Source organism: Micromonospora sp. WMMB482, from assembly GCF_019038635.1.
Lineage (GTDB): Bacteria > Actinomycetota > Actinomycetes > Mycobacteriales > Micromonosporaceae > Micromonospora > Micromonospora marina.
Window position 1 is genome coordinate 3,701,042 of the sequence record NZ_JAHOPD010000020.1, and the last position, 25,464, is coordinate 3,726,505.

The 25,464-nt window shown below is 69.2% G+C and carries 23 protein-coding genes; 10 read left to right on the forward strand and 13 right to left on the reverse strand.

Going from position 1 to position 25,464, the window contains the following annotated elements; all coding sequences use genetic code 11:
* Window positions 1-65: 65 nt before the first annotated feature.
* From KSK32_RS18650 to KSK32_RS18680, 7 genes are all read right to left on the reverse strand, one after another.
* Entirely contained in the window at window positions 66-848 is a 783-nt protein-coding gene (locus KSK32_RS18650) for a transposase family protein (protein ID WP_216930649.1), read from the reverse strand.
* Window positions 849-1,295: 447 nt separating this feature from the next.
* Entirely contained in the window at window positions 1,296-1,547 is a 252-nt protein-coding gene (locus tag KSK32_RS18655; protein ID WP_216932358.1) for a hypothetical protein, read from the reverse strand.
* Window positions 1,548-1,723: 176 nt separating this feature from the next.
* A complete protein-coding gene (locus tag KSK32_RS18660) occupies window positions 1,724-2,746 on the reverse strand; it encodes a hypothetical protein (protein WP_216932359.1) in 1,023 nt (340 codons plus the stop codon).
* Between the two features lie 142 nt (window positions 2,747-2,888).
* A complete protein-coding gene (locus tag KSK32_RS18665) occupies window positions 2,889-3,881 on the reverse strand; it encodes an ImmA/IrrE family metallo-endopeptidase (protein ID WP_216932360.1) in 993 nt (330 codons plus the stop codon).
* 37 nt (window positions 3,882-3,918) lie between these two features.
* Window positions 3,919-4,881 carry a hypothetical protein gene (locus KSK32_RS18670; protein ID WP_216932361.1) on the reverse strand — a complete coding sequence of 321 codons (963 nt, stop codon included), beginning with the start codon at window positions 4,879-4,881 and terminating at the stop codon, window positions 3,919-3,921.
* A gap of 109 nt (window positions 4,882-4,990) precedes the next feature.
* Window positions 4,991-5,869 carry a hypothetical protein gene (locus KSK32_RS18675; protein WP_216932362.1) on the reverse strand — a complete coding sequence of 293 codons (879 nt, stop codon included), beginning with the start codon at window positions 5,867-5,869 and terminating at the stop codon, window positions 4,991-4,993.
* A gap of 278 nt (window positions 5,870-6,147) precedes the next feature.
* Complete coding sequence (locus tag KSK32_RS18680) at window positions 6,148-6,774, reverse strand: hypothetical protein (protein ID WP_216932363.1); 627 nt, start codon at window positions 6,772-6,774, stop codon at window positions 6,148-6,150.
* A 143-nt stretch (window positions 6,775-6,917) separates the two neighbouring features.
* Between KSK32_RS18680 and KSK32_RS18685 the strand changes: the two genes are divergently transcribed.
* Genes KSK32_RS18685 through KSK32_RS18695 form a run of 3 tightly spaced genes read left to right on the forward strand, consistent with a single transcriptional unit; the run spans window position 6,918 to window position 7,920 of the window.
* Window positions 6,918-7,370 carry a hypothetical protein gene (locus KSK32_RS18685; RefSeq protein ID WP_216932364.1) on the forward strand — a complete coding sequence of 151 codons (453 nt, stop codon included), beginning with the start codon at window positions 6,918-6,920 and terminating at the stop codon, window positions 7,368-7,370.
* The gene (locus KSK32_RS18690; protein ID WP_216932365.1) at window positions 7,364-7,588 is read left to right on the forward strand and encodes a hypothetical protein; all 225 of its coding nucleotides are present in this window, start codon (window positions 7,364-7,366) and stop codon (window positions 7,586-7,588) included. The genes KSK32_RS18685 and KSK32_RS18690 overlap by 7 nt, the downstream gene beginning before the upstream one ends.
* Complete coding sequence (locus KSK32_RS18695) at window positions 7,555-7,920, forward strand: hypothetical protein (protein WP_216932366.1); 366 nt, start codon at window positions 7,555-7,557, stop codon at window positions 7,918-7,920. Before KSK32_RS18690 ends, KSK32_RS18695 begins: the two co-directional genes overlap by 34 nt.
* Before the next feature lie 2 nt (window positions 7,921-7,922).
* Here KSK32_RS18695 and KSK32_RS18700 read toward each other — a convergent pair whose 3' ends face one another.
* From KSK32_RS18700 to KSK32_RS18710, 3 genes are all read right to left on the reverse strand, one after another.
* On the reverse strand, window positions 7,923-12,257 hold the full coding sequence (locus tag KSK32_RS18700; RefSeq protein WP_216932367.1) for an NB-ARC domain-containing protein: 4,335 nt from the start codon (window positions 12,255-12,257) through the stop codon (window positions 7,923-7,925).
* Window positions 12,258-12,668: 411 nt separating this feature from the next.
* On the reverse strand, window positions 12,669-13,448 hold the full coding sequence (locus tag KSK32_RS18705) for a BTAD domain-containing putative transcriptional regulator (RefSeq protein ID WP_216932368.1): 780 nt from the start codon (window positions 13,446-13,448) through the stop codon (window positions 12,669-12,671).
* A gap of 548 nt (window positions 13,449-13,996) precedes the next feature.
* Window positions 13,997-14,779, reverse strand: a complete 783-nt coding sequence (locus KSK32_RS18710; protein ID WP_216930649.1) for a transposase family protein — start codon at window positions 14,777-14,779, stop codon at window positions 13,997-13,999.
* Here KSK32_RS18710 and KSK32_RS18715 point away from each other — a divergent pair.
* The 5 genes from KSK32_RS18715 (at window position 14,729) to KSK32_RS18735 (ending at window position 21,257) form a co-directional block, all read left to right on the forward strand.
* The gene (locus KSK32_RS18715) at window positions 14,729-15,775 is read left to right on the forward strand and encodes an aspartyl/asparaginyl beta-hydroxylase domain-containing protein (RefSeq protein ID WP_289256327.1); all 1,047 of its coding nucleotides are present in this window, start codon (window positions 14,729-14,731) and stop codon (window positions 15,773-15,775) included. The genes KSK32_RS18710 and KSK32_RS18715 overlap by 51 nt on opposite strands.
* Window positions 15,776-15,896: 121 nt before the next feature.
* A complete protein-coding gene (locus KSK32_RS18720) occupies window positions 15,897-17,060 on the forward strand; it encodes a cytochrome P450 (protein WP_216932370.1) in 1,164 nt (387 codons plus the stop codon).
* A 3-nt stretch (window positions 17,061-17,063) separates the two neighbouring features.
* Entirely contained in the window at window positions 17,064-18,218 is a 1,155-nt protein-coding gene (locus KSK32_RS18725; protein ID WP_216932371.1) for a cytochrome P450, read from the forward strand.
* Entirely contained in the window at window positions 18,215-19,447 is a 1,233-nt protein-coding gene (locus KSK32_RS18730) for an MFS transporter (RefSeq protein ID WP_216932372.1), read from the forward strand. The genes KSK32_RS18725 and KSK32_RS18730 overlap by 4 nt, the downstream gene beginning before the upstream one ends.
* Complete coding sequence (locus tag KSK32_RS18735) at window positions 19,437-21,257, forward strand: prolyl oligopeptidase family serine peptidase (protein ID WP_289256328.1); 1,821 nt, start codon at window positions 19,437-19,439, stop codon at window positions 21,255-21,257. The genes KSK32_RS18730 and KSK32_RS18735 overlap by 11 nt, the downstream gene beginning before the upstream one ends.
* Here the strand turns inward: KSK32_RS18735 and KSK32_RS18740 are convergent.
* Entirely contained in the window at window positions 21,241-22,746 is a 1,506-nt protein-coding gene (locus KSK32_RS18740; RefSeq protein ID WP_289256329.1) for a sigma-70 family RNA polymerase sigma factor, read from the reverse strand. The two genes, KSK32_RS18735 and KSK32_RS18740, sit on opposite strands and share 17 nt — an antisense overlap.
* A gap of 149 nt (window positions 22,747-22,895) precedes the next feature.
* Between KSK32_RS18740 and KSK32_RS18745 the strand changes: the two genes are divergently transcribed.
* Window positions 22,896-23,633 (forward strand): Clp protease N-terminal domain-containing protein, encoded by a 738-nt coding sequence (locus KSK32_RS18745; protein ID WP_216932374.1) that lies wholly within the window; start codon window positions 22,896-22,898, stop codon window positions 23,631-23,633.
* Between the two features lie 49 nt (window positions 23,634-23,682).
* Here the strand turns inward: KSK32_RS18745 and KSK32_RS18750 are convergent, their stop codons facing one another.
* A complete protein-coding gene (locus tag KSK32_RS18750; protein WP_216932375.1) occupies window positions 23,683-24,201 on the reverse strand; it encodes a hypothetical protein in 519 nt (172 codons plus the stop codon).
* Between the two features lie 108 nt (window positions 24,202-24,309).
* Window positions 24,310-24,495: a DNA repair protein gene (locus tag KSK32_RS18755; RefSeq protein ID WP_091047011.1), complete on the reverse strand. Its 186-nt coding sequence runs from the start codon at window positions 24,493-24,495 to the stop codon at window positions 24,310-24,312.
* A gap of 229 nt (window positions 24,496-24,724) precedes the next feature.
* On the opposite strand from KSK32_RS18755, the gene KSK32_RS18760 reads away from it, so the two are divergent.
* Window positions 24,725-25,390, forward strand: a complete 666-nt coding sequence (locus KSK32_RS18760; protein ID WP_216932376.1) for a GNAT family N-acetyltransferase — start codon at window positions 24,725-24,727, stop codon at window positions 25,388-25,390.
* Window positions 25,391-25,464 lie beyond the last annotated feature (74 nt).

The window sequence follows — 25,464 nt, forward strand, 5'->3', positions numbered from 1 at the left end:
CGTTCGGCGGCACCGTCGTCGTGGCGGCGTCGACGAATCGCGTACGGCATCTCCTTGAGCCATTTTCATCCTGCGTAGCGGTTCGCTTCGACGTGGTGCAGGGCGAGGATGGCCTGGACGATCGCGGTGGCTCGGCGTGGGCAGCAGCGCAGCTTGACCAGAATTTTCCAGGTCTTGAGCGTGGCGATCGCTCGTTCTCCGCGGGCGCGGATCTTGGCGTTGGCCCGGTTCACGGCCTTTTGCCGGCGTGACAGCTTCGGGCGGAAGCGGCGTCGCTTGAACGGGGTGCGCACGCTGCCACGGGCGCCCTGGTAGCCCTTATCGGCGAAGGTCATCACATCCGCGCGGGTCAGAGCATCGATGATGCCGTGATGGCGGGCGGCGGTCAGGTCGTGTACCGACCCGGGCAGTGCCGGTGATGCCCACACGAGCCGGCCGGCGGCGTCCGCGATGACCTGCACGTTCACGCCGTGGCGTTTGTGCTTGCCGCTGTAGTAGAGCCTCTGATCGGCGACTCGGTCGATCGGGATGAGCGTGCCGTCCAGGATCGCGTACGCCAGCAGCCGGATGCGTCGCATCGCGGTGTCCAGGTCATCGGCTGCCGAGCTGAGCAGGGCGATCGCTTCCTGGACGTAGCGCCAAGCAGTGGCGACGCCGATCTCGAATCCGGCCGCGAGTCGGGTGTAGGTGTCGCCGTTGCGCAGATGGGCGAGAGCGAGCAGCGCCTGCCGGCCGGGTTCGAGACGCCGCCACCGGGATCGGCGCTGCTTACGGTGGCCGCGGATGCGTTCGGCGAGGTGGTTCAGGGTGCGGCTGGACAACGGAATCGTGGCGGGGTAGGACAGCATGGCGAGGCTCCCGGTCGGGGCTTCGAGTCTTGGTCGACAGCTGTCCTACCTGGAGCCTCGCACCCATCGATCACCGGGCCTACCGCAACCGCCCTGAGCTGCAAGATCAGCTTGGAAAAGGCTCCTTGTATGCCGCGTACGCCTGAAAGGCGCTGGCGAACAGGTCACGTTGCCGGGCGCGTTCCTCCTCACGGCTCTTGCGCCGCGAGGTCCACACCGTAATACAGGCGGTCAGGACGGCAGCGAACACCGCCCCGGACAGTACGCCGGCCACGGCCAAGGTTGAGGCCGCTTGCGGCTGCGGGGCCTGGGGCGGCGGCCCGGTCCCTACCGTCGCCACGACGATCGCGCTAGTGCTCGACAGCGGTACCGGGGGAGCGGCGCTGGAGACGGCCGGCACGAGGCCGGCCGGTGCCGTCGGCGGTGGGGTAGAGGGCACACGTTCTCCTAACGGTTGTGGGGTGCCTCGTCGCCAACCCACTCGCCGGTCCTTCGCCACCATTCTTCCCGAACCAGATGCGCGACGACATGCCCGAGCAGCGCCGCAGCGCCATCTCGACGCAGCCACCGCTGCTCCGGGCCGTCGAACGGCCACCACATGCACAGCTCCCCACCGTTGTAGCGGTGCGGGGACTCAGTGGGTCCGTCTACGAACACCCGTGGCACCTCCGGCGAGCCGGTGGAGAACACGATGGTCACCTGCCTCGGTTCAATACCCGGCGGGAACACGGTGCACCGCGCGGCGTACCCGCCCCGGAACCGCCGAGGTGGGCGAACTACCCGGACTGGCACGCCGGTGGCGGCGAGCTCAGCAGCGAACCGTAGCCGTGGAGCCGGCCTGGCGAACCAGGCCGGCTCCCGCCAGGGCCTCCGGCTCACCGCGGCGACCGGCCGCCGTAGGCGCGGGTCGGGACCACCAGCGCTGCCGGCCCGACGAGCCCCAGCGCGGTGGTGGGCACCGGCTGGCGCTGGCGCAGCAGGTCGGCTGCGGCGGCCAGCCCGTTGTTGTTCGGGTCGTCGATGTACTTCCAGAACATCTTGTGCAGCGCCGCCTGCACCGCCATCTCGTCGGTGTCGTCCGCGAGGGCCTCGGCGACCGCGTCGGCGGCCTTGCGCAGCCGGGTCGCCACGACCGTGCGGTCGAGCAGCAGCTTCAACGGTGCGGACACCCCGGCGGGGTCGGGCGTGGCGTACCCGCGGCTGATCCGGGTGGCCGCGAAGTCGAGCACCGTGTGCAGGGCGGTCGGCACGCCCATGCCGGTGTCGACGAACTCCCACGCGAGCGTGGACAGGTGGAACGACGACATGCCCGGGGTCGTGTACTGCTTGTTCCAGGCCTTGAGGAGCCGGATCACGATCCGGCGGGTCGTGCGCAGCGAGGCCGGGCCGGCGTTGAACAGCTCGACATGGCCCTCGGGGTGCGAGGCCTCCCAGCGGTCCTTCTCCAGGTTCGGGATCCACAGGCCGTCGCCGCCGCGGCGGGTCAGTGCCACGACCAGGTCGACCGTCGGGTCCTGGCCATCGACCGGGGCGTTGAACGACAACTTCGGCCCACGCTTCGAGGTGCCGCAGCGTGCCTTCGGGTACGTCTTGCGGACTCCCGGACCGAGGAGCGCACACAGCTGCTCAGCCACCCTGGTCGGCGTCTCACCCCCGCCCTCCGGGCCGAGGTTGGGGTAGCAGCGGCGGTCGAGCACGAGCCCGCCGTCGCCGTCGGTCACCGGGTGGTTCATGGTGTGGTGCGCCAGAGACCCGCTGGCGTAGGTCCGGAGCGAGCCGGGCAACCCCATCGCGAGGTCCCGCACCAGCTGCAGCCGGACGCGGGCCTCCTTCAGCGGGACGTCGCTGGCGTCGATCTGAAGACGGACGGTGGACAGGAATTCAGCGGTGTAACCCATATGGTGGCCCCCAATCCGCGCTGCATCGCGGCGCAGCGCTTCGTCGGCAGCACCCCGGTCGGGTGCTGAAGGGCCATCGGTGACCCTCAACCACCTCTGACGACGCATCCCGAGATTCGTCCAACCTGCGATGAGGCGCAGGTCAGAGGCAGTCCCGGCAAACCGTTCCGCCGGCCGGGAACATCGCCAGCCCGTACGTCAACATGCATCGCTCGCAGCGGCGCTCGCGTTTCAGCGTGCACGTGCAGTGTCCGGAGGGACAGCGGGGCTCGCTGCAGGTGGCGCAAAGGCCGGCCACCTCGAAGAGGTTGCCGCACACCTCGCACTCGGCCTCGGTCGGCTGCCGCTGGGCTGGCACGCCGGGCCGGGGTGGGGAGAACGTCTGCCACGGGGCGTGGTCCGTCACCAGGACGGCGATCAGATAGCCGTCGCACCACGCGGCCTGCCCGTAGAGCGGGTCGCTGCTGTGTCCTGAGCGGTAGCGGATCGTGGTGCTGTCGGCGGTGAACGCCGCGCCGTCGGCACGCCGCGGGTCGCGCAATGCGGCGGCGACCAGCGCTGTCCGGGACTGGTCGCTGCCGCGAGCCGGCGGGTAGATGCCCTTGGCCGTGGCGAACGACACGGCGCCGTCTGCGTCGTAGAGCGCGACCGCGCCGAAGCTGGCAAGGTGTTCGGCCGCACGGACGACGCAAGCGGCGCGCGACGCGCTGGACTTGCGGTAGAGCGCGACGATGTCGCCGGCCGTGGGCGTCTGGTCGCCCAAGCAGCCGGACACCACCGCGTCGGGCAGCAGCACTCGGGCAGCGAACAGGTCGCAGGCGTCGTCCTCGAAACGGTCGTCGGCGGCCATCAGGATCCTGGTGCCGAGATCTGTGTCGGTGTTCTGAAGATGGTGGCCGAGCTCGTGCAGCGCGGTGAACTGACGACGACCTGGTGAGGCCGACACGGCCACGCAGAGCGTTGGCGGCTGAGTTTCGTCGTTGTAGCTGCCCGCCACCGAGCACCCCACGGCGGTCGACGGGGTCTCATCAACCAGCCGCACCTGCACGTCCGGCCAGGTCTGCACCTCGGCGAGCGCATCGACGCGCAGCCGGTCAAGTACGCCGGGCTGGCGCTGTTCCACCCGGTCCAGCATGGCCATAGCCTGCGTCTTTACGGCGGCCGATGTTGCCCTACTCGCCATGCTCGGCTCCGCTTGTCTTGGTTTCGTAGGCCGCGAGCCATTGGCCGATCCGCCTGCGCCAGTCCGGGGCGGCGCCGCCAGTCTGACGAAACGCCATCGCGAACGTTCCAGTCCCGGCTCGAAGCCGTGCGATGTCTTCTGAAACGTCCAAACGACGGGCGATCGACCGCCATGCTGTCCGCCACCGCGGCTGCTCCAATTCCACCGCAAGGTCAGCAGGCAGCCCGCCCGTCGTCGCCATGATTTCCTCGGCGGCGTAGCCAAGCAGTTGAGCCAGGACCTCGGCCTGCTGCCGGGTCACCGGCTGCTTACCCTGCACAATCTTCATCACGGTGGGCTGTGGGAGCCCGAGAGCGGTGATCACGGCAGGTAGTCCTACACGGGCGGCAGCCGACTTGAGGTTCACGGCCTGCGCTGCTTGTACCGGGACCAGCGGCGCGGCTCCTAGGACCTCAAGATCGTCCGACAGGCTGGCGCGGACCGTGATACTGCTGTCGAAAGGATCGACAGCCGGCCGTCCTCGACGGGTACCTGGAGGGGGTGTGCGGATGGTGCCGGCTGAGGTGTCGGCGCACCAGGCGGTGATATTGGCGGACCAGTTGTCGATAGCGCGGCTAAGCGTCCCGGTTGGAATCGAGGTGGCCAGCCCTGCCCATGCTGTGACCTCAACTGGAAGCGTTGTGCATTCCGGGCTAACGAGGAGACTTTGCTCGTCTTCCCCGGTCGGCTCGACCGACACCGGCACGACGTGCCAGTGCCGCCCCTCCGTAGAGAGGAGCAGTACCAGCTGCGAGACGTTGTCCCATTCGGCCCGCCACACCTGTCCGGTTGCTGGTTCGACCTGGCAGGGATCGCCGAGCCGGTCACACAAAGCCGCAGTGGTCAGTGTGCGGGGGACCTGTAGCGACTCCGCGAGGCGGCGCAGACGGTCAGGCAGCTCGGCCATCACCATGAACCTCCTCTGGCGCTGGGGCACGCTCTACCAGGAACTGACGGCACACCAGCCAGATTGTCCAATCCCAGCAAGCGGGCGGCGCTGGCGTGCCCCTCTAGGGCACCTATTAGCCGGTACACAGCACCAGTACCTCCCGCCCGACCTGTTCGGGGTCGTCACAGGCGCCGGTAAGCTCCTGAATCAGGACCTTCAACTTCTTGATCCTGGTGTAGGCGGTGCTGCGTCCACAGCCCAGATGCGCCTGAACGGCCGAAACGTCGACAAGCAGAGGGAGTAGCTGCCGCTCCTGGGACGTGAGCTGGGCGAAGATGCTGGCTGCGAGGTCGATCTGCTCGGACGCCTCCAGCTGAACCTCCCATGCAAGGTCCGGAGGCAGCTCGGTGGCCTGGACCGGGTGGCGCTCCTCGTCGATCGCACGGGACTCCGGGTCGAGCGTCGCAGGGAAGCGCTGCACGATCACCACTACGAGCTGATGCAGCTCGACACTCTGACCACCGGCGGCTTCAAGCACCTCCCGCAATATGGCCGTCAAATCAGCAGCGTGGGCGATCGGAGGTCGCCGAGTCGGATCACTCCAGCGAACCGCTCGGGCAGGCACCCGATAGGCAGCGGCAACTAGGTCCTCGATGCGCCCACCCCAGGGCGGCCCGTCGGTGTCTGACAAGCGCCACCGCCCCGCGCCCGGCTCGCCTTCGGCAACCATCTCGAACGTCGAGTCCTCGGCCAAGTGCTCTCGGAGTCGGCGCAGCACCGATCCGACGTCGGTCTTGCGGACCTGGTCAACTAGCCAGTTATATACGATCTTGGACAGCAGCGGCTGCATGGACTCATCGTCGCTTGCCCCTGTAAGGATCGCCGTGACCGTGCGTTCCCAGCGTTGCTCGGCAAAGTCCTGCACAAAGTCAACCACAAGATCATCATCCATGCGCCGACCGTTGTGCAGGATCGGAAGACGTTTCAACTGCGTCCGCATGACCTTGGTCAACAGTGCTAGGAAGTCGCTGCCGACCTGGCCTTCTCGCAGGCTCGCCAGGATGGAAACCCCGATCTCCCCTCATCGCTAGCCTTTGCTGACTCGACGTTCTGTAGCTCAGACCGTGCGGTGACCACCATTACCGCATCAGCTGGTATTCAGTTGGGCTCCCGCACCAGACCGGCCGCAACATAGACGACAAGGTCTTCGCGCCACATCCGGCCGAGGTAGGGGCAGCAGGAGCATCCCGTGCTGCCTGCTGCCCCTACCTTCCGCGCGAGTCGGAGCCTCTACCTCTTCGCCAGTTCGCGGATCTTCTCCTGCCCCCGCACGGAGACGTTCAGCGCGGCGAGCGCGCTTACGATGACATCGACGTTGAGCAGGCCATCGGTTCTGAGGTCGTCCAACACATTGCGGGCGCGATCCTGATCGAACTTCGGGCCGTAGCCGTTGTTGCCGTAGAACTTCAAGCGGTCCAGGTGCTCGCGCAGCCGTTCGTCGAGTACCTCGGTCTCCCCGGTGATCAAGTTGACGGCACCGGTGACCATCGCCCAGCCGCGCATAGGATTGGAGACGCTCTCCACCACACACAGCGCCGCCCCCTGCGCCCTGGCGATCGCCAGGGCGAGCACCTCACTAGTGGGAACGTACGCCAGGACCGGGCCGCGGACGCCGGGCACCGAGCTGGACCGCGTGGTCAGGTGGTTGCGGCCGCGGGTGAACCGGCTGAGCACCTGGCTGCCCGCACCGTTGTCGAACGAGTGGGTCACCAGAACGACAGTGCCGCCCGAGTGGGATGCTTCCGCATCCAGCCACCGCAGGGCCAGCGCTGAGGCGGTGTCCCAATCTCGTTCCGGATCGTCGTCCGGCACCCATGCAGCGCGGTAGGGGATCGACACCCCGGGTTCTGCACTCATCTGACCATTGTGCTCGCTCCGGCTCGTGAGGGCTGGCTTTGCCACGTGCGCTGTCCGGATGTTGAATGCTGTCCGAAAGTCAGTTGCGATTGCCGCCGATCGTCACTGCTGCTGGGGTGGACAGCGCTGGCAAGATCGTCGTCATGCTCGTCACTCTGTCGCCCGGCGCCCAGACATCCCACGTGCTTGACCTGCTGTTCCGGGCCAAGGCCACGATCGGGAATAAGCACGGTGACCTGACCAAGTACCTGGACTGGGCGAACGAGAACGCCCGGGTCCTGCGCAACCAGATCCGGCCCACCGACATCGACCGGCTCATCTTCACGCCACGGTTCTGGCGCCTGGCCGAGTTCGGCGACCGCCGTGACCGGTTCACCCAGGACCTGCTCAGCGCCGAGCTCACCGAGTGGGCCGACGTGTGGGAACAGGCATGGTCAGCGCTCAAGGCCGAGATCGATAGGTGGAGCTCCGACACCTACGTGATAGTGGTGGACACCAGCGTCTTCATCCACCACCCAGACAAGATTCGCGACATCGCGTACGCGGATCTGCTCAACATCGCGAAGAGGTACGCCTCGTGGTGCCCCGGGTGGTGATCGACGAGTTGGACCGGCTCAAGGAGTCGGGCAACCAGCAGAGCCGATGGCGTGCCGCGCACACCCTAGGCGTTCTGGACGAGCTGCTGGAGCACCCGCGATCACGCGTGACGATCCGCGAGGCCGACAACCACAAAGAGGTCATCGAGACCGGCGGTGTCCCCACGACAAGGTCACCATCGAGGTGCTGTTCGACGATGCGTACCACGTTCGGCTGACCGACAGCGACGACGAGATCATCGACAGGACACTCGCGCTGCAGCCCTACACTCGAACGCTCCCCGTCCGGCTGCTGACCATGGACACGAGCATGGCCCTGCGTGCCCGGATGCTCGACGTACGAGTCCTCAAGCCGACCAAGGACATCGGCGACGAGCCGGCCAAGCCGGGGCCCAAGCCGACGGTCAAGACCAAAGCCGCGCCAGTCCGGCAGGCGTCGCACGGTGTGGCGATGATTCCCAGCCGGGCCGCCCTGATGCGGGAGCGCGGCTGCCGATCCGGCCGGGGCACTGCAGCACCAGCCGCACCGGGTCTGGGTACCGTTGCATAGATTTACGATCGCCAATCAAACACATAGAACCCACGGCTGCCGCTGAGACAAAGCCCCGAACGGTCGGGAATCCACCGGCAGTTGGTCAGCGGCCCGTCTACCCGCATCGCCGCCAGTGGCTCGCCGATGCGGCTCCAGATCCGAACGGTGCCCATTCCGCCTGCGCCGTCGGCCACCGCGATCCAGTCGTTGCCGGGTGAGATAGCTATGGCCGTGACCGGAGCGGTGCCGCTGAACTTGCGCAGTAGGACGCCGGTGTCGGGGTCCCAGATCCGCACTGCTCCGGCCTCGTCGCCGGTGACGATCCAGGCGCCGTCATCGGCGATCGCGATGTCGGATACCGCGCCACGATGATTCGGAAGTATCAGGCGGAGTACACCGGTCCGCGCGTCCCAGACCCGTGCGTCACAGCTTTCGTGTTCGTTCATCAGCGCCTCGCCGGTCACCAGCCAGGCGCTGTCGGGGGCGATAGTGATCGCCTCGACCCCCTCGCGGTGTCCGGGAAGCACGTGCCGTACCACCCCGTCGCGCACATCCCAGAGGGTGACCGGAAACTCCTTGTCGCGAGAGCGGCCCGATCTCGTGACGGCGAGGAAAGTGCCGTCCGGAGCTACTGCGGTCGCCCCGGCACCGAAGGGGTAGTCGTCCAGCCGCAGCACTTGCCGAGCTACACCGGTCGCGGCGTCACGGATGAACGCCGCGTACAAATGGGGCAACGACGTGACATGGGCGGCCGACTCCCTGGTCAGGAGCCACGCGCCGTCCGGGCTGACGGCGGCCACCGATTCGAGGACGCCGTCGCACCTGCGCGTCGTCCAGCGGCGGTTCCCGTCCGGGAGAGTCACGGCCTCGATGCGCTGCCCGTCGGAGACGGCGAGCCAGCTTGGACCTGCGACCAGGGTCGTGGCCATGGCCGGTCCGATGACCGGGCGTGACACGCCGGTATCGAGGCTGGCGAGCCGGGGCCCTTCGGCGGCGACGAAGGCCACCTCAGTGCCGTCGGGTAACAGGTCGAAGGCGGGGTACGCCATCGCCGGCACGGTGTGGTCGCGCCATTCCGTGGCCCAGATCCGCACTGTCATGTCGCTGTCCTGGCGTACGTCGCTAGCGCGGTCTCCGGTCACGAGCCAGGTGCCGTCGGGTGCGACCGTCAGGGCTCCGACACTGCTGCTGTGCCCCTGGAGTTGGTCACGGAGCCGGCCGTCGCGTGTGTCATGGATGCGGACCATAGATCCGTCGGGTCCGTCGGCGGTGATCGCGAGCCAGGAACCGTTCGGGGCGACTGCCAGCTGGGCCAGATCGGCTTGACCTGCCAGCTGGAAGCGTTCCGTACCACTGACCACATCCCAAACGAGTACCGAGCCCGTGTAGTCGTGACAGGTGAGCCATGTCCCGTCGGCCGCGACCGTGATGGTCGGCCATGTCATGGATGTCGGGAAGGTGTGGCGGAGCGTGCCGTCCGTATTCCATAGCCAGACCGTGCGAGCGCGGTCGACAGCGCCGAACCAGCTCCCGTCCGGGGCGACCGTCACCTGGTCTACGCCGCCGATCGGACCAGCGACCCGCCGGATGCAGCGGCCGTCCGCCGTGTTCCAGATCTGGACTTCACAGGGCTCGTCATCCGCCGAGGCGCCGTCGCCGGCGACCAGCCAACCACCGTCCGGTGAGAACGCCACCGTCTGCGGCCAGGCGTCCTCGTCCGCCAAGGTCCGGAGTAGCTCGCCGGTGGCGAGGCACCAGATTCTGACCACGGTGCGTTCCTGGTCCGGGTCGTAGTCGACGAGGGCCAACCAGCGATCATCCAGGCTGACCGCCCCCTGCACCCTCTCGGAGTGGTACAGGACGAATGCCGTGTCGAAGGTGTACTGCAACGTGCCGGTGTGCGCCTCCCAGATTCGGACGCGGCCCCGGTCGGCTCCTGCGGTTTCCGTCGTGATGAGCCGGGCGCCGTCGTGACAGGGCAACACCTCGTCGATCATGCAAAAAGCCTCGTTGTGGAAGGTCGCAACCATCGCAGTCGTGACGGCGTCCCGAACCGTCACCGTGTCGTAGCCCGCGAGCGAGGCGAACCACTTGCCGTCGGGCGAGATCGCGAGGCGGCGGATGCCGTCCACGTAGCCGCCGATCACCCGTCGCGCCGCAGGGTGCGGTGGGTCGGGTAAGGGCCAGCGGTTCGTCAGCTGCGGGCCCGTCAGGTGCGGCCGAAACTCATCAACTGTTTTGTCCAAGCCGGGGGTGCCCGCCAGCCGGGTGACGAGCACGGCGCCGAGGGACGCAGCCGGTTCCACCCGCTCGAACAGGTGGGCGTGCTGCCGGATCGCGGCGGCCAGCCGGGCGGCGACTGGCGAGTTGACCCGGGTCAGGTCGGCCTCGATGGCGGCGGTCCCACGGGTCGCGATCTGCGCCCGGGTCCACCGGAGGTCCTCGACAAGGCGGGAGGCGTCGTCGGCGGGCAGATGCTCGATCAGGTGCTCGGACAGGTAGCGGTGCTTTTCCGCCATCTCCCACCAGGGTCCGTCGCGGCCGACGCCGGCGAGGAAGTGCGCATTTGACGTGCGTATGCCTTCGGTGCCGACACGCTGTCGGAGGTAGGCGCGGAGCACATCGTGGAGCCGCAGGGTGCGCTGGTCAAAGCGAAGATCGGTCACCAATGACAGGTCGGCCATGGCGATGCATGCCTGTTCGACGGCCGCCCGGTCGAGGCCGCTGGTCTCTCGCCAGTAGTGCTCGAGTAGGTCCAACGGGATCTCGCTGTCTTCGGCAAATACGGCCAGCTCCAAATAGCGGGCGCGGGTGCCGGGCGGCACTTGATCGAGGCCGACCTCGACGGTTACGGCGACCGCCTCGGCCCGCGACCTGGAGCTGGCGATGTCGAGCGCGGCTGGTCCGTCTCGCCGCAACCGGTCGGTCAGCAGAGCGATGGCGGAGGCCGAGTTCATGCCGGAGCGGATCACCCGGCGCAGGATCCGGTTGGCGATGCTGAGCAGAACCGGCCAGTGGCCGGTCACCGTGCAGAGCGCGTCGACCGCGGCGGTGGGGGCGTCGGTAATCCCGTGGGTCAGCACGTCAGCGGCTTCGGCATCGCTCATCCGATCGACCAGAACAACCGATGACGCGTCGGCGAGCAGCGCGGCGTTACGGGTGGTGACGATCGTGGTGCAGTTCGCGGGGCCGGTTAGGAACGGTGCCAGCTGGGTGGACTGCCACACATCATCGACGACCAGCAGGATCTTGCCGGGTGAGTCCTCGATGGCTCGGCCGAGCAGGAAACCGGCCTGCTGGGGATCGCTCAGGCCGGGTCGCGTACAGGTGAGCCGTTCGGTTAAGTCATTCAGCTGTGAAGCGAGCGCCGGACCGTGCACGTCCGCGCCCACCGTAGTCCAGAGGTGGCCGCCGTACCGCGCTCTGATCTCCGGCATCCGGCAGACCTGGGCGACCAGCGTGCTCTTGCCGAAACCACCTGCGCCGTGCACGCCGGTCACCATCGTGATGCCGAGCGGCTCGGTAGATAGGAGCGCGTCTCTCAACTCCGCCGCCAGACCATCGCGCGCCACCAGCGCGCCCAGATGAGGGGTGTCCCACGGCAGCGGCTGGCCCCGGGCTGAAGGCTTGATGACGGCCCGCCGCCGGATGGTTGCCCGGTCAATCGACAGGCGCTCCGTGGCCAATTCCAGCCCAAGCGCCACCAGTGTGCTCCAAGCACGGCGCCCACCTGGCCCGAGCGCGGCGATCGCGGCAGCCTCCGAGACGCCACCGGCGGCCACGTCCAGCACCGTCACATCCATGAGGCGCCAAAACCGCACGCGTTCGTCGTTCGTCAGCGGGCGTCCGGTCTGCGCCTGGCAGTGACGGTTGAGGAGCATCTCGGTGGTCCGCTGGACCTCGGTCTCGACCTTGGTCAGTGGGTTGGCGGCATACCCGTCGGCGTTCGAGCGTGCCGCCTTGACGAGCTTGCGAAGCGTAGTGCGGATCTTGCTTGACGCATCGTGCGTGGTGGCAATGACGTATCGCTCCCCATCTGAGTTGGCGGAAGCGAGGAACTGGCCGACGAATTGCGCTAACACCGACGAGTAGTCCGATGCCGGGGCATCGGACAGGCTCAACGTTCGCTTCGCCTGAATGTAGGCTGTTGGCCCATCGGTGACGACGACCAAGTCGTCGATCAGGTCGCCGGTCTCGAACCGGAGCGACGTCACCGAACAGCCGTGCCACATCTCGCCGAGCATCGTGAGATCCGGCTGATCAGACACCATGAAGGCCATGATCGACGCAGCGACACGCTGTTGAAAATCGATGCCGGCGTTGGTCGCCGCTCCGCCACTGCCTCCCCGCCGCATCTGCTTAAGATAGCGGCCAACGCACCGCCTCCCTCACCTCGTCGGGGCGCCCCATACATCGGCCAGTTCGAGGCCGCTGTCTACCTAGCCCCGGATCAACAGATCAGGTTGCGGGCACATTGGTGCTCAACGGGTGCTCGGGCGCCGTGGAAGGGTCCGTGGTCGGGTGGACTGACTGGGACGCTGACTCGACCGAATCGGGCCATGACCGCGAGCAGATGGATTCACGCGACCCGGTTGGACCGGTTGACTCGACCAAGATCAAGCTCTTAATCCGCGGGTTCGGGGTTCGAGTCCCTGGCGGCGCACCGACGAGCAGGCTCCGGTCCACCCGACCGGAGCCTTTCTCGTTCCACGCGGTGGCCCTCAGCGGCCTTCTCTCGCGCTACTGGTCGCGTGCCTCAGGCGGCTTCAACTGACGCCGCGGCCGTGGGACGTCAGCGCGTATCCGTCGTCGACCTCGCCTCGCAGCGCCGCGAGATACAGCGACTGGAGCCGAGGGCCGGGATCGATACCCAGTTCGGCGGCCAGCCTCGCCTGGAAGCGGGTGTACGACTGGACCGCCTCGGCGCTGCGTCCGGCGGCGCACAGGGCCCTCATCAGGGTCTCCGTCAGCGGCTCCACCAGCGGGTACTCCCCGGTGAGAGCGGCCAGTGGGCCGACGACCTCGCTCGCGCGGCCCGCCGCCAGTTCGTGTCCGGCCCAGTCCACGGCCGCGCCGATGTGCCGTTGCCGCCACTCCTGGCGAGTTCGGACGGCCCATTCGCCCGGCAGCCCGGCCAGCGGCTCGCCGCGCCAGAGCTGGAGCGACTCGCGCAGCAGCACGGCCCGTTCGCCCGGGTCGAGGCCCGGCGCGGCGGCCTCGGTGGTCAGCCGGCTGAAGCGGAGTGCGTCCACCTGGTCCGGAGCGATCCTCAGCACGTAGCCACCCGAGCGGCGCAGCAGCTGGACGCCCTCGCGCTCCGGTACGGAGTTCATCAGTCGCCGGATCCGGCTGATCAGCACGTGCAGGGTGCGGCGGGCACCGTGCGGCGCCTGGTCCCACACGCAGTCGATCAACGACTCGGAGGGAACCGGAGAATCGGCGTTCAAGGCGAGGATCGCCAGGACCAGCCTCTGCTGCGCCGGTCCCACATCCAGTACCTGGTCAGCGATGTCGACTTGAACGACACCGAGTAGTCGCAACAGCATGGAGCCCCCGTTCCACAAGCCTGCAGTCGCATCACTCCTGATCGACGATTAAGAATTTATATGCATCGCCTTCAGCTTCGCAAGGCAAGCTTACCCACGAACAGCGGCTGGTGATCGTTGTGGGTTGCCGGCCGATGGGGGGCGAGTTCGGATTGGGAAGGCCCCGTCGAATGTCCACCACGTGATCAACCAGTGTGCGGAGGGGCAACCATGATGAGGCACGCCGCTCTGAATGCCGCGGTCACCTACCATTTACGTCGCATTAATCGGGCTTCTGTGCCACTACTTTCGACACTCTGATTCCTTCGCCCCTGCCCAGCCACTAATTGCCCGAAACTGATGATGCCGGCCCCAAGAGAAGGCCGATCGAGTGCGTGGCAGAGCCGGCTCGGTGTGCACGTGACGCGATTATCAGGAGGTTCTTCCGAGCATGACCACCCCAACACTCGTCACGCGGACGCCGGCCGCTTCGCAGCTCAGCCCGACCTTCGACGTCGACCGCCTGCGTGCCGACCTGGCCCGGCTCACCGACCACCAGTGAGCCATTTTCATCCTGCGTAGCGGTTCGCTTCGACGTGGTGCAGGGCGAGGATGGCCTGGACGATCGCGGTGGCTCGGCGTGGGCAGCAGCGCAGCTTGACCAGAATTTTCCAGGTCTTGAGCGTGGCGATCGCTCGTTCTCCGCGGGCGCGGATCTTGGCGTTGGCCCGGTTCACGGCCTTTTGCCGGCGTGACAGCTTCGGGCGGAAGCGGCGTCGCTTGAACGGGGTGCGCACGCTGCCACGGGCGCCCTGGTAGCCCTTATCGGCGAAGGTCATCACATCCGCGCGGGTCAGAGCATCGATGATGCCGTGATGGCGGGCGGCGGTCAGGTCGTGTACCGACCCGGGCAGTGCCGGTGATGCCCACACGAGCCGGCCGGCGGCGTCCGCGATGACCTGCACGTTCACGCCGTGGCGTTTGTGCTTGCCGCTGTAGTAGAGCCTCTGATCGGCGACTCGGTCGATCGGGATGAGCGTGCCGTCCAGGATCGCGTACGCCAGCAGCCGGATGCGTCGCATCGCGGTGTCCAGGTCATCGGCTGCCGAGCTGAGCAGGGCGATCGCTTCCTGGACGTAGCGCCAAGCAGTGGCGACGCCGATCTCGAATCCGGCCGCGAGTCGGGTGTAGGTGTCGCCGTTGCGCAGATGGGCGAGAGCGAGCAGCGCCTGCCGGCCGGGTTCGAGACGCCGCCACCGGGATCGGCGCTGCTTACGGTGGCCGCGGATGCGTTCGGCGAGGTGGTTCAGGGTGCGGCTGGACAACGGAATCGTGGCGGGGTAGGACAGCATGGCGAGGCTCCCGGTCGGGGCTTCGAGTCTTGGTCGACAGCTGTCCTACCTGGAGCCTCGCACCCATCGATCACCGGGCCTACCGCAACCGCCCTGAGCTGCAAGATCAGCTTGGAAAAGGCTCAGTGGAAGCACCAACGCCGTTACGGAGGTACCGGCGAGGCTGCCACTGTCGACTGGCGGGTGCTGTCGCTGCGCAGCGTCGGCGGTGACCACGAGCGTACGGACCCGGGCGGTCCCGGGCTCCAGGAGTTCGCTGGCACCTCCTGGCTGGCGGGTGCGCCGTACCTCGCGCACGTGCTGGACAGCATTCCCGCACAACTGCGCAGCGCCCGGCTGATGGCGCTGGGACCAGGGGTGGACAGCGGGGAGCACAGCGACTACAAGTACGGCCCGCTCTGGGGTACCGCCCGGCTGCACGTCCCCATCACGACGACTCCTGGGGCGAAACTTCACCTGGAGGGCACGCCACATCAGTGGCAGCCGGGCACTCTGTGGTTCGGCGACTTCAGCCGGACGCACCGGGTGCAGAACGAGGATGACGTGCCGCGGGTGCACCTCGTCATCGACACCCTCGTCTCTCGCCAGTTGCTGGACCTCTTCCCCGCGGAACAGCGGGAGCAGTTCCTCGATGCCGCTCTCGTGAACCGGTGGCCGGTCGGTCTCAGCGCCACCGAGTTGTCGGCGTACCGGCTGCGCTGCGCCATGCCGGCCTCGTTCCTCGACTGGACCGAGGAGGACGGCGACTTCCAGCGTCCCGAGGACCCGCGTCGGGACGTGACGCTCGACGTCCAGGACGGCCGGCTGGTGCTGTCCGTCGACGACGTTCCCACCATCGCGTTGGTGCCCGTGAGCAACGACGAGTTCCGCTTCGTGGGGTGGACCGACGAACGGACCATCCGCGTCGAGCGGATCGACGGCCAGGCGTACCTCGCCCTGCGCACAAGGACCGGCCCCGCCGTGCGGGAACTCCGCGTCCTTGGGAGCGACCTCTGACAGGTCGTTCGACCACACCGACCGGAAGGAGACCGTCATGCGCTACGCCTACTGAGATCGCAGGCCGGGCCCACGCCACGGCGTGGGCCCGGCGCCCGTCCGACGATGTGAGGAAGCGCGGATGTTCGACTACGACCCCCTCTCACCCGCCATGGTCGCCGACCCGTACCCCTGGTACGCCGAGCTGCGGCAGGCCGGGCGGGTCCGGTACAGCGAGCGGCTCCGGTCGTGGCTGGTCCCCGGGTACGACGACTGTCGGACGGTGCTCAGCGACACGGCCCGGTTCGCCAGCGACTGGCGCCGGGTCGGAGAGGATGCGCCGGACGCGGTCCTCAGCATGCAGGAACTCGACCTGCCCGAGCACGGGCCGATCCGCCGCCTCTTCACCACGGTCTTCCGACGGCAGGATCTGGCCGGGATCGGGGAGGCCGCGTACGAGGTCAGCCGGGACATCCTGCGCACGGTAAGCGGGTGGCCGCGGTTCGACTTCACCACCGAGGTCGCCCAGCCGGTCGCGTTGTTCGCGGTCTGCCGGCTACTGGGCGTACCCGAACCGAAGGTCGAGACGTTCGCGGCACAGGTCGACGCGCTCAACCGCGGCATGGACGCCGGGCTGCTGCCCGAACTGCGGGAGCCGGCGGTCGCGGCGCGCGCGGAGATCAACGAGTTGATCGCTTCGTGGCACCGGGAGGCCGGGGGAGAGGGTCTGCTCGCCGACGTCCTCGCCGGCGCACGCGCGGCGGGTGTGTCGGAGCAGGTCGTCTGGAACACCATCCGGGTGATGTTCCTGGCCGGCTTCAGCACCACAGTGGGTGCGGTGGTGAACGCGGTCCTCGCCATGGCGGAGCATCCGGAGTTGGTCGATGTGCTGCGTGAGTCGTCCACGCTGCACACCGCGGCCGACGAGTTCATGCGCTTCGACGGTCCGGTCCAGGGGACCAGCCGCGCCGTCGTGGTGGACACGGAACTGGCGGGCGTACGGCTGAGGCGGGGCGACAGCGTGCTGATGTTGTTCGCCGCGGCCAACCGCGACCCGGCTCAGTTCGACCGGCCGGACGAACTCCTGCCGGCCCGCAGTCCCAACCGGCACCTGGGGATGGGCTGGGGACCACACGCCTGCACCGGCGCGATCCTCGCCCGGCTCATCATGACGGCGGTTCTCCGCAGCCTCGTCGAGTTGCCGGCCGTGCCGGTGCAGGCCGGTGCGGTGGTCCGCACGCCCCGAGCCACCCTGCGATACCCGGACCACCTACCCCTGGCCGTTCCGCCCCGAGAGAGGTCCTGACCCATGACCGCGCCGTCCTATCATCCGCTCGACCCGCAGACGCTCGACGACCCGTACCCGGTCTACCGCGCGATGCGCGAGCAGGGGCGCCCGGTGTGGAATCAGGCGCTGGACAGCTGGGTGCTCACCTCGTACACCCACTGCCGCGAGGTGCTGAGCGACCCGGTCACGTTCGCCGCCGACTTCCGGCGGGCGGGCGAGACGGTGGACGACGTCGGCCTCGACGTGCACACGATCGACCCACCCGAGCACACCGCCATCTACTCGGTGATGGGTAGCGTGATCAACGGGATGGTCACGCCGGAGCTCTCGATCGACGTCCGCAACAAGGTGACGGCCCTGATCGACGACCTGCCGCCAGGTCCGGTGAACCTCATCCGGGAGTTCACCGAGCCGCTCGCCCGCTGGTTCATCCCCCGGGCGATCGGACTTCCACCCTTCGACCTCCAGGTCGTGGCCCCGATCGCCGACGCGATCACCGAGGCGATGGACTCGGGCCTCAATCCCGCCGCCCGCGAGCCGGGTGTCGCCGCGCAGGGCGCCCTGGCCTCCCTCATCGAGGAGTGGGTCGCCGACCTGCCGGCCGATCAGCACCTGCCGATGCTCGTGAGCCGGGCCACCGAGGCGGGCGTGCCGCGGCACATCATCATGAACTCGATGCGCACGCTGGTCGTCAACGGCTTCACCGCGATCCCCGCCTCACTGGGCAATGCCTTGCACGCGGTGGGGCGTCACCGGATCCGGCTCGCGGAATGCACCAGGCCCGCCGAACTCACGCGGACCGCGCACGAGTTCTTCCGGTACGAGGCGGCCATTCAGGGTACGACGCGGCTCGCGGTCGCCGACACCGATCTCTTCGGTGCGCCGGTGAGGCGCGGCCAGGGGGTGTTGATGCTCTTCGCTGCCGCTAACCATGATCCGCAGGTGTTCGAGAATCCCGGCCTCATCATTCCGGATCGATGGCCCAACCCGCACCTCGCATTCGGCTACGGCGCCCACGCGTGTACCGGTTCGATCCTCGCGGCGCTCCTGCTCCGGGAGGTAATCTCAGTGCTCGCTGACCGGAAGCTAATGGTGTGCCTCGATCGCCCGGGCGTCTACAAGCGCCTCGCGACCGTGCGGACACTGGACACGCTGCGCGCGGAGTTGAAGGAATGACTGAGAGCGGATATCGAGCGGCTCTACGCGTACCCGAGTTTCGGGCGGTCTTCGCGTCGCACGTTGTCGCGATGGCGGGAACGGTGATGGCGAACTTCGCCCTCACGGTGCTCGTCTACACCCGAACCCAGTCGCCGCTCCTGTCCGGACTTGTCTTCACCATCGTCCTCGCCCCGCACCTCATCGGCGGGACGTTCCTCTCGGCGCTGGTCGACCGCATTCCGGCCCGCCGGTTGCTCGTCGCCTGCAACCTGATCTCCGCCGCGCTGGCGGCGACCATGGCGACACCGGGAATGCCCATCGCGGTGCTGCTGGTGATGGCGCTCGCGCTCGGCATGGTGGAGACCATCTTCATCGGTGCCCGGGCGGCGACTCTGCCCGACGTGCTGCCCGGCGACGTGTACGTGCCGGGCCGCAGCCTGATGCGGGTGGTCTCCCAGGGCGCGCAGACCGTCGGGTACGCGCTCAGCGGTCTGCTCATGACGGCGTTGAGCCCGGCGCAGGTGCTGCTGCTCAACGCCGGCTGTTTCGTCGTGTCGGCCCTCGTCCTGCGGGTCGGCACCCGGGAACGGGGGGCACCGGGCCGTGGCTCCCAGCACTCGCTGCTGCGCGACTCCCTGTCGGGGCTCGGCCAGGTGATGCGGGTGCCGGCGCTGCGCGACATCCTGGTCCTGGGCTGGGCGGTGCCCGCATTGGCAGTGGCGCCCGAGGCGCTGGCCGTGCCCTACGCCGCGAGCTGGCAGGCCAGCACCCTCGCCGCCGGCCTGTTGATGTCCGCGATCCCGATCGGCACGTTGCTGGGCGAGATCGCCGCCAGCAACATGCTTCCCGCCAGGTGGCAGATCCGGCTGATCTATCCGGCGATCATCGGTGTCTTCGTGCCGCTGCTGATCTTCGTCGCACGTCCGGTGCTCTGGCTGGCGGTCCTCGCGTTGTTCGTGTCCGGAACGTTCGCCTGGTTCCACCTCGGGCAGGACCGCCGCGTCCTGGACGCGGCTCCCGAGCATCTGCGGGGCCGGGCGCTCAGCATCCAGTCGGCGGGTCTGATGTTCTGGCAGGGAGTGGGCTTCGCGTGTGCCGGTGCCGCGGCCGAGCTGCTGGCGCCGGGCCTGGTCATCTTCCTGGCGGCGGTGATCGGCATCGGGTTCGCCCTGTTCGTCGCCGTGGCGTCCCGGCGCCGGACGCCGGGTCCGATTCCCGTACCGGAGGTGGCACACAGTGAGCAGTGAACGTTGGGTGCAGCGATACCTCGCCGCTCACCTGACCATGCTCCGCTCCGCGCGCCGCGTGCCGGAACGGGCGATCTTCCGCTCGAACGCGACCGGCCGATGGCAGATATACGCGTACGACCGGACGACCGGCGAACGCCGCCAGGTGACCGACCGGCCGGGCGGCACCGTACACGCGGAGCTGTCCGCCGACGGCGAGTGGATCTGGTGGTTCGACGACCGGGACGGCAACGAGTTCGGCGTCTGGCGTCGGCAGGCGTTCCACGGCGGCCCGGACGTGCCGGCCTCTTCGGTGCCGGCGGGTTATCCGGCGGGGATCGCGTTCGCCCAGGACGTCGCAGTGGTGGGACATGCCACGGCACCCAGCGAGTCCGGCGCCGGCGGATCCGTGGTGCACCGCGTCGGTGTGGATGGTACGGCGACGCTCATCTACGCGCACGAGCAGGACGCGCACGTGGCCGACGTGTCGGCGGACGGCGAGTTCGTCGCGATCGCGCACAGCGAGCACGGGGACAGCCGACACCGTGCGCTGCGGGTGGTGAGGCCGGACGGCACGACGCTCGCCGATCTGTGGGAAGGGCAAGGGCGGGGCCTCGGCGGGATGTGGGGCGGTCCGGACAAGGGCTTGCCCGGCGTGTCGTTCGGGCCGCTGGCCGGAGACCCCCGGCTCCTGATCCGGCACGAGCGGCGTGACCGCGGCGAGCTGTTGATCTGGGATCCGGTGGACGGAACCGTCCGGGAGATCCTGCTGGGTCTGCCGGGTGAGGTGTCCGGGCGGTGGTACCCGGACGGCGGCGCGGTGCTGGTGGCCCATGCCCACCATGCCCGCGACGAGCTGTACCGGTACGACCTCGACGCCGGCACACTGACGCGGCTGGACACGCCGCGCGGAGTCATCCGGGGCGCCGAGGCGCGCTCGGACGGCACGGTGGAGTTCGCCTGGACCTCGGCGGCGGCGCCCCTGAGTATCCGCTCCACGACGGGCGAGGTCGTACTGACCGCGCCCGGCCCGCCCGCACCGGAGTCGGTACCGGTGCACGACGCGTGGATCCCCGGCCCCGGCGGCCCGATCCACGCGCTCATCTCGCTGCCGGAGGATCCACAGCGGCCACTGCCGTGCGTATTCGAGGTGCACGGCGGGCCCATCGGGTACGACGACGACGCGTTCGACCCGTCGGTGGCCGCGTGGGTGGACCAGGGATACGCGGTGATCCAGGTCAACTACCGCGGTTCCACCGGCTACGGTCTCGACTGGCGCGACGCCATCGAGGGCGATCCCGGTCTGACGGAGCTCGCGGACATTCAGGCCGTACGGGACTGGGCGGTGGCGGAAGGACTGGCCGATCCGCGGCGTCTGGTGCTCACCGGTCGTTCCTGGGGCGGGTACCTGACCCTTCTCGGCATCGGCCGGCAGCCGGACGACTGGGCGGTGGCGGTCAGCTCGATGCCGGTCGCCGACTACGTGGCGGCGTACGAGGACGAAATGGCCGCGCTCCAGGCGTTCGACCGCTCTCTGTTCGGCGGCTCGCCGGCCGAGGTGCCGGATCGGTATCGGAGGGCCTCGCCGATCACCTACGTCGACGCGGTCACCACACCGCTCCTCGTCATCGCCGGGGAGAACGACCCGCGGTGTCCCATCCGGCAGGTGGAGAACTACGTACGGCGAGTCGAACAGCGCGGCGGCGAGGTGACCTTCTACCGGTATGACGCGGGCCACGGCTCACTGGTGATGGCCGAGTCGATCAGGCAGAAGCGGATCGCGATGGAGTTCGTGGCGGACCAGTTCGCCCTTCTCAGTAGTCGATGTTGATGGCGGCGACCTGGCGGCTGCCGTTGGAGACGATGGCCGGGCCGGCGAAGCGGGAACCGGTGTACGTCAACGCCGTCTTGTGGCCGGGGCTGTTGAACCACGCCTCGATCATCTGCTCGGGTGTGGCGGTGCCGGACGACGCGAACAGCACCTCGTGTCCGCAGTGCGTCAACCCGCTGCCGGCGTTCAGGTTCTGCCGCACGCAGGACTCCGCGGCCCGGTGTTGTGTCGTACCCAGCTTGACCTCGGTCAGGCCGAGCGCGCGACGCCGCTCGTTGAGCAGTACCAGCAGCCGTCGTTCCGCGGCGGACAGGCCGGTGGACGTACCGGCCGACCTGGTCGGTGACGACGACGGGGTCGGCTTCGGCGACTTGCCGGGCTTCACCGACCGGCTGGGGGCCGGGCTCGGGCGCACGGTGGTCGGGGACGGCTTCACGGTGGTCGAAGAGGGCGTGAGCGCCGGTGCGGTGGTCGCGGCCGAGGGCTGCGCGGCTGCCGCGCTCGCCGGCTGCCGGCCCGGCTCCTCCGGGTAGTTGGCGAGAACGAGCCCGCCCCCGCCGAGCACGGCGACGGCGGCGGCGGCGGCGACGCCGACCAGGGTCTTGGACAACGAGAGCCCCGACCGCGCTCCGGCGGTCACGGCGTGGACGCCGGGCGGGGAGCCCTGCGACCCGGCGGCGACGGTGTGCATCGTGTGGGTGACGTCGGAGGCGAGTGCGGCCGGTGGCGGCGTGAGCGCCAGATTGGCCAGCAGCCGCTCGGCCGGAACCAGGTCGTTCGTCGCGTCCGGGCAGTGCGGGCAGTGCCGGATGTGCCGGGCGAACCGCTTGCGCCACACCGGTGCCGGCCGGCGGTCCCAGCCGGTGGCCGTGTCGGCCAGGGCGGCGCAACCGGGCCGGGCGGTGAGGGCCCGCACCACCAGCCGGGCGGTGTCCAGCTGCGCCTTCATCCGGGACACCCGCACGGTCACGTGGTGCGGGGCCAGGTTCAGGGCGTCGACCAGGTCGGCGCGGGTGAGGTGACCGGCCTCGACCAGCCACCACAGGGACAGCAGGTGGCGGTGGTCGTCGTCCAGCCAGCGTGTGGCCAGGACGACTTCCCGGCGCTGGTCGGCGAGGCCGAGCTGGGTCAGGGTCAGATCCTCGAAGTCCGCGCGCGGGTCGATCACGTTGTCGATGTCCTCCGGCGGCGCCGGTGTGGTGGGCCGGCGCTGCGTGTGGGTGCGGATCTCGTTCATGGTGACGGCGACCAGCCACGAGCGGAAAAGCTGCGGCTCGCGGACGCCCGGCAGGCCGCGCACGACGTTGAGCATCGTGTTCTGCACCACGTCGTCGACGTCGGCCGACCGGTTCAGCGCCCGGCCCACGATGTTGTAGACCAGCGGCAGACAGTGCGAGACCAGCTCGTCCATCGCCGCCCGGTCCCCGCGGCGTGCCGCGTCCACCACCGCCGGCATGCCGGCCCTGCCCGGGTACGCGTGAGAGGACACGCTCACCACCTCGCCTTCACGGAACGATCTCGTACACGGTGGAGACTGTCCGGTACGCGCTCAGGTCACACAAAATGCTGACCGTACGACGCCGACGGCATCGTCAACCGAGGGTTGACGGGCTCCATGCGTCAACCTATGGTTGACGCATGGAGGAGACCGAACCGCTCAAGATGACCCATCCGGTACGCCTCGACGACCTCATCGACGGCATCAAGAAGGCACACACCGACGCGCTCGACCAGCTGGCCGACGCCGTCCTCGTCGCCGACCACCTGGGCGACGTCGCCGACCACCTGATCGGGCACTTCGTCGACCAGGCGCGCCGCTCCGGCGCCTCGTGGACGGAGATCGGCCGCAGCATGGGCGTGACCAAACAGGCCGCCCAGAAGCGTTCCGCCGCCAAGGCGGAGACCGCCGCCGCACTCGACCCGAACTCCGGGTTCGGCCGGTTCACCCCGCGCGCCCGCAACGTGGTGCTCGCCTCGCAGGAGGAGGCGCGGACCGCGGGCAACGCCGAGATCACTCCGGGGCACGTCGCGCTCGGGCTGCTCGCCGAGCCGGAAGGACTCGCGGCTGCGGCGATCGTGGCTCGGGGCGTACCCCTGGAGCGGCTGCGGGAGGTCGTCACCGCGACGCTGCCGGCGAAGGCCGGCCAGGTTCCGGACCTGATCCCCTACGACGCGCGGGCCAAGAAGGTGCTGGAGCTGACGTTCCGGGAGGCGCTGCGGATGGGACACAACTACATCGGTACGGAGCACATCCTGCTCGCCCTGCTGGAGGAGGAGGGCGACGACGGCGTACTGCGCGGCCTCGGCCTGGAAAAGGCCGCGCTGGAGTCGGCGTTCGAGGCGGCGCTGGCCGAGATCACCCGGAAGGGGGCCTGACGCCGCGCCGGGCACGCGTCACGGGGGCGCGTGCCCGGCGTACGGGCCGTCAGCCGGCGACGGGGAAGCCGTACCGGGCAGCGTGCTCCGGGTCGGCGGGGTCGACCTGGCGGATGCCGGCGTCGGCGAGGCGCTTGTTCACCTCGTCGAGGTGCTCCCGGACCAGCCGGGCCTCCTCCTCGGTGACCCGGCCGCGGTGCGGGCGCCCGGCGTGCTCGATGGTGCCGTAGTCGATCTTCTCGGTGGCGCGGCGGGCCTTGGGCGGCTTGACCCGCTCGGCGGTACGCAGCAGCTGCGCCATCGGCACGTCGGTCGCCATCGCGTCGAACTCGCTGGCGGTCAGCACCACCCGGCGCGGCTCGCCGTGACCGTGGCGGTCGTGGATCTCCACCACCGCGACATCGAGCGCCGCGTCGTCGATGCTCTCCACGTCGACCGGGGTGGCGTCCAGCTGCACGGGCCCGGCGACCAGGTCCGGGTGCTCCAGGACGACGACCTTGACCACCTCGTCGTCGGGGCCGAGCACCTGACCGGTGAAGTCGGAGACGTGGATCGTCTTCTTGCCCATGCGCGGAGCTTCTCCTGTCGTAGGCCGGAAATCGGACCACAAGACGCTACCGCACAGGTGTGCGAAGGCCGGTACGCCCGCCCGGCCGGTGTGTCGCCGCCCGCGTTCCTAGAGGGGTGAGAGGCCGCGCCAGGCGGCGGTGCCGGCCGGTTGCGCGTTCAGTTCGGCCCAGGAGGGCCCTCGGTCGCGGGCCTCGCGGTACGCCGGCTGCGCCGGGAACCGTCCGGCGTCTGCGGCGGCCCGCCAGCCGCGCTCCGCGTCCTGCTGGAATCGGTCATTCGGTTCGTGAGGCATGACCACTACCGTCCCAGAGAAACTTGTCCATGTATGGAAATGAATATGACGCAGGGGCGATGCCTTCGGTTCCGTGCAGCGCCGGAACTCCTGCGGCCGGTGGCGGGACCAGGAATCGGCATCCGTCGCTGGCGTGCCGACCCTCTACCCTTCTGCCGGGCGTCTCAACCGCGCCACGATCGGCGAATTCCGCGGGCACGGGCGCGGCGTGCCGGCGTACCATGATCACGTGCTCGACCGGCGGGTCTTCCTCCATCTGGCGACCTGGTTGGGACAGTGGCCGGCGGGCCCCGGACTGCACGTGGTCCGGTCGTACCGCCGCGCCCGTCCGGCCTGGGACGGGCGGCTGCGCCCGGCCGTCGCGGTGACCGCCGGCGGCAGCACCGTCCTCTCGGTGGCCGCCGACCGCGTGGAGGCGGTCCGGGCGCTGGTGCGCGACCGGCCGATCGGCGAGTGGCTGCCCGCCCTGCCGGACACGGTCGGCGCGCCGGAGTTCATCGCGCACACCTCGGTCTTCCGCTGGTGCACCGGCCCGGCGGCGCTGCCCGAGGCGGGGGAGTGGGTGCCGCCCACGCTGCCCGGACTGCCGCCGTGGCTGCGGCTGTTCGACCGGGAGGTGCTCGTGGTCCGGGGCGCCGACGGCGCGTACCGGGCCGGCGTGGGGATCAAGCGGCACGACGCGTACGGACACGAACTGGCGGTGGGCACGGTGCCGACGGCGCGCGGACGTGGCCTGGCCCGGCGGCTGGTCGCGCAGGCGGCCCGCCGGGTGCTGGACGAGGGGGCGGTCCCCACCTACCTGCACGACCCCGGCAACGCCGCGTCCGCGCGGGTGGCCGAGGCGGCCGGGTTCCCGGATCGGGGCTTCACCGCGTTCGGCGTCTTCCCCCGCTGAGCCGACCGGATCCCGGCCTGGCGCGGACCGTGGATCCCGGGCCGGATCCACGGTCCGCAGCTCTCCCCCAGGCC

Excerpts from the sequence above, each read along its gene's own strand:
- KSK32_RS18650 (WP_216930649.1), bottom strand. The coding sequence starts at position 848 with ATGCTGTCCTACCCCGCCACGATTCCGTTGTCCAGCCGCACCCTGAAC.
- KSK32_RS18720 (WP_216932370.1), top strand. The coding sequence starts at position 15,897 with ATGTTCGACTACGACCCCCTCTCACCCGCCATGGTCGCCGACCCGTAC.
- KSK32_RS18670 (WP_216932361.1), bottom strand. The coding sequence starts at position 4,881 with ATGGTGATGGCCGAGCTGCCTGACCGTCTGCGCCGCCTCGCGGAGTCG.
- KSK32_RS18700 (WP_216932367.1), bottom strand. The coding sequence starts at position 12,257 with ATGCGGCGGGGAGGCAGTGGCGGAGCGGCGACCAACGCCGGCATCGAT.
- KSK32_RS18705 (WP_216932368.1), bottom strand. The coding sequence starts at position 13,448 with ATGCTGTTGCGACTACTCGGTGTCGTTCAAGTCGACATCGCTGACCAG.
- KSK32_RS18745 (WP_216932374.1), top strand. The coding sequence starts at position 22,896 with ATGGAGGAGACCGAACCGCTCAAGATGACCCATCCGGTACGCCTCGAC.
- KSK32_RS18660 (WP_216932359.1), bottom strand. The coding sequence starts at position 2,746 with ATGGGTTACACCGCTGAATTCCTGTCCACCGTCCGTCTTCAGATCGAC.
- KSK32_RS18680 (WP_216932363.1), bottom strand. The coding sequence starts at position 6,774 with ATGAGTGCAGAACCCGGGGTGTCGATCCCCTACCGCGCTGCATGGGTG.
- KSK32_RS18665 (WP_216932360.1), bottom strand. The coding sequence starts at position 3,881 with ATGCTGGACCGGGTGGAACAGCGCCAGCCCGGCGTACTTGACCGGCTG.
- KSK32_RS18685 (WP_216932364.1), top strand. The coding sequence starts at position 6,918 with ATGCTCGTCACTCTGTCGCCCGGCGCCCAGACATCCCACGTGCTTGAC.
- KSK32_RS18750 (WP_216932375.1), bottom strand. The coding sequence starts at position 24,201 with ATGGGCAAGAAGACGATCCACGTCTCCGACTTCACCGGTCAGGTGCTC.
- KSK32_RS18730 (WP_216932372.1), top strand. The coding sequence starts at position 18,215 with ATGACTGAGAGCGGATATCGAGCGGCTCTACGCGTACCCGAGTTTCGG.
- KSK32_RS18755 (WP_091047011.1), bottom strand. The coding sequence starts at position 24,495 with ATGCCTCACGAACCGAATGACCGATTCCAGCAGGACGCGGAGCGCGGC.
- KSK32_RS18710 (WP_216930649.1), bottom strand. The coding sequence starts at position 14,779 with ATGCTGTCCTACCCCGCCACGATTCCGTTGTCCAGCCGCACCCTGAAC.
- KSK32_RS18725 (WP_216932371.1), top strand. The coding sequence starts at position 17,064 with ATGACCGCGCCGTCCTATCATCCGCTCGACCCGCAGACGCTCGACGAC.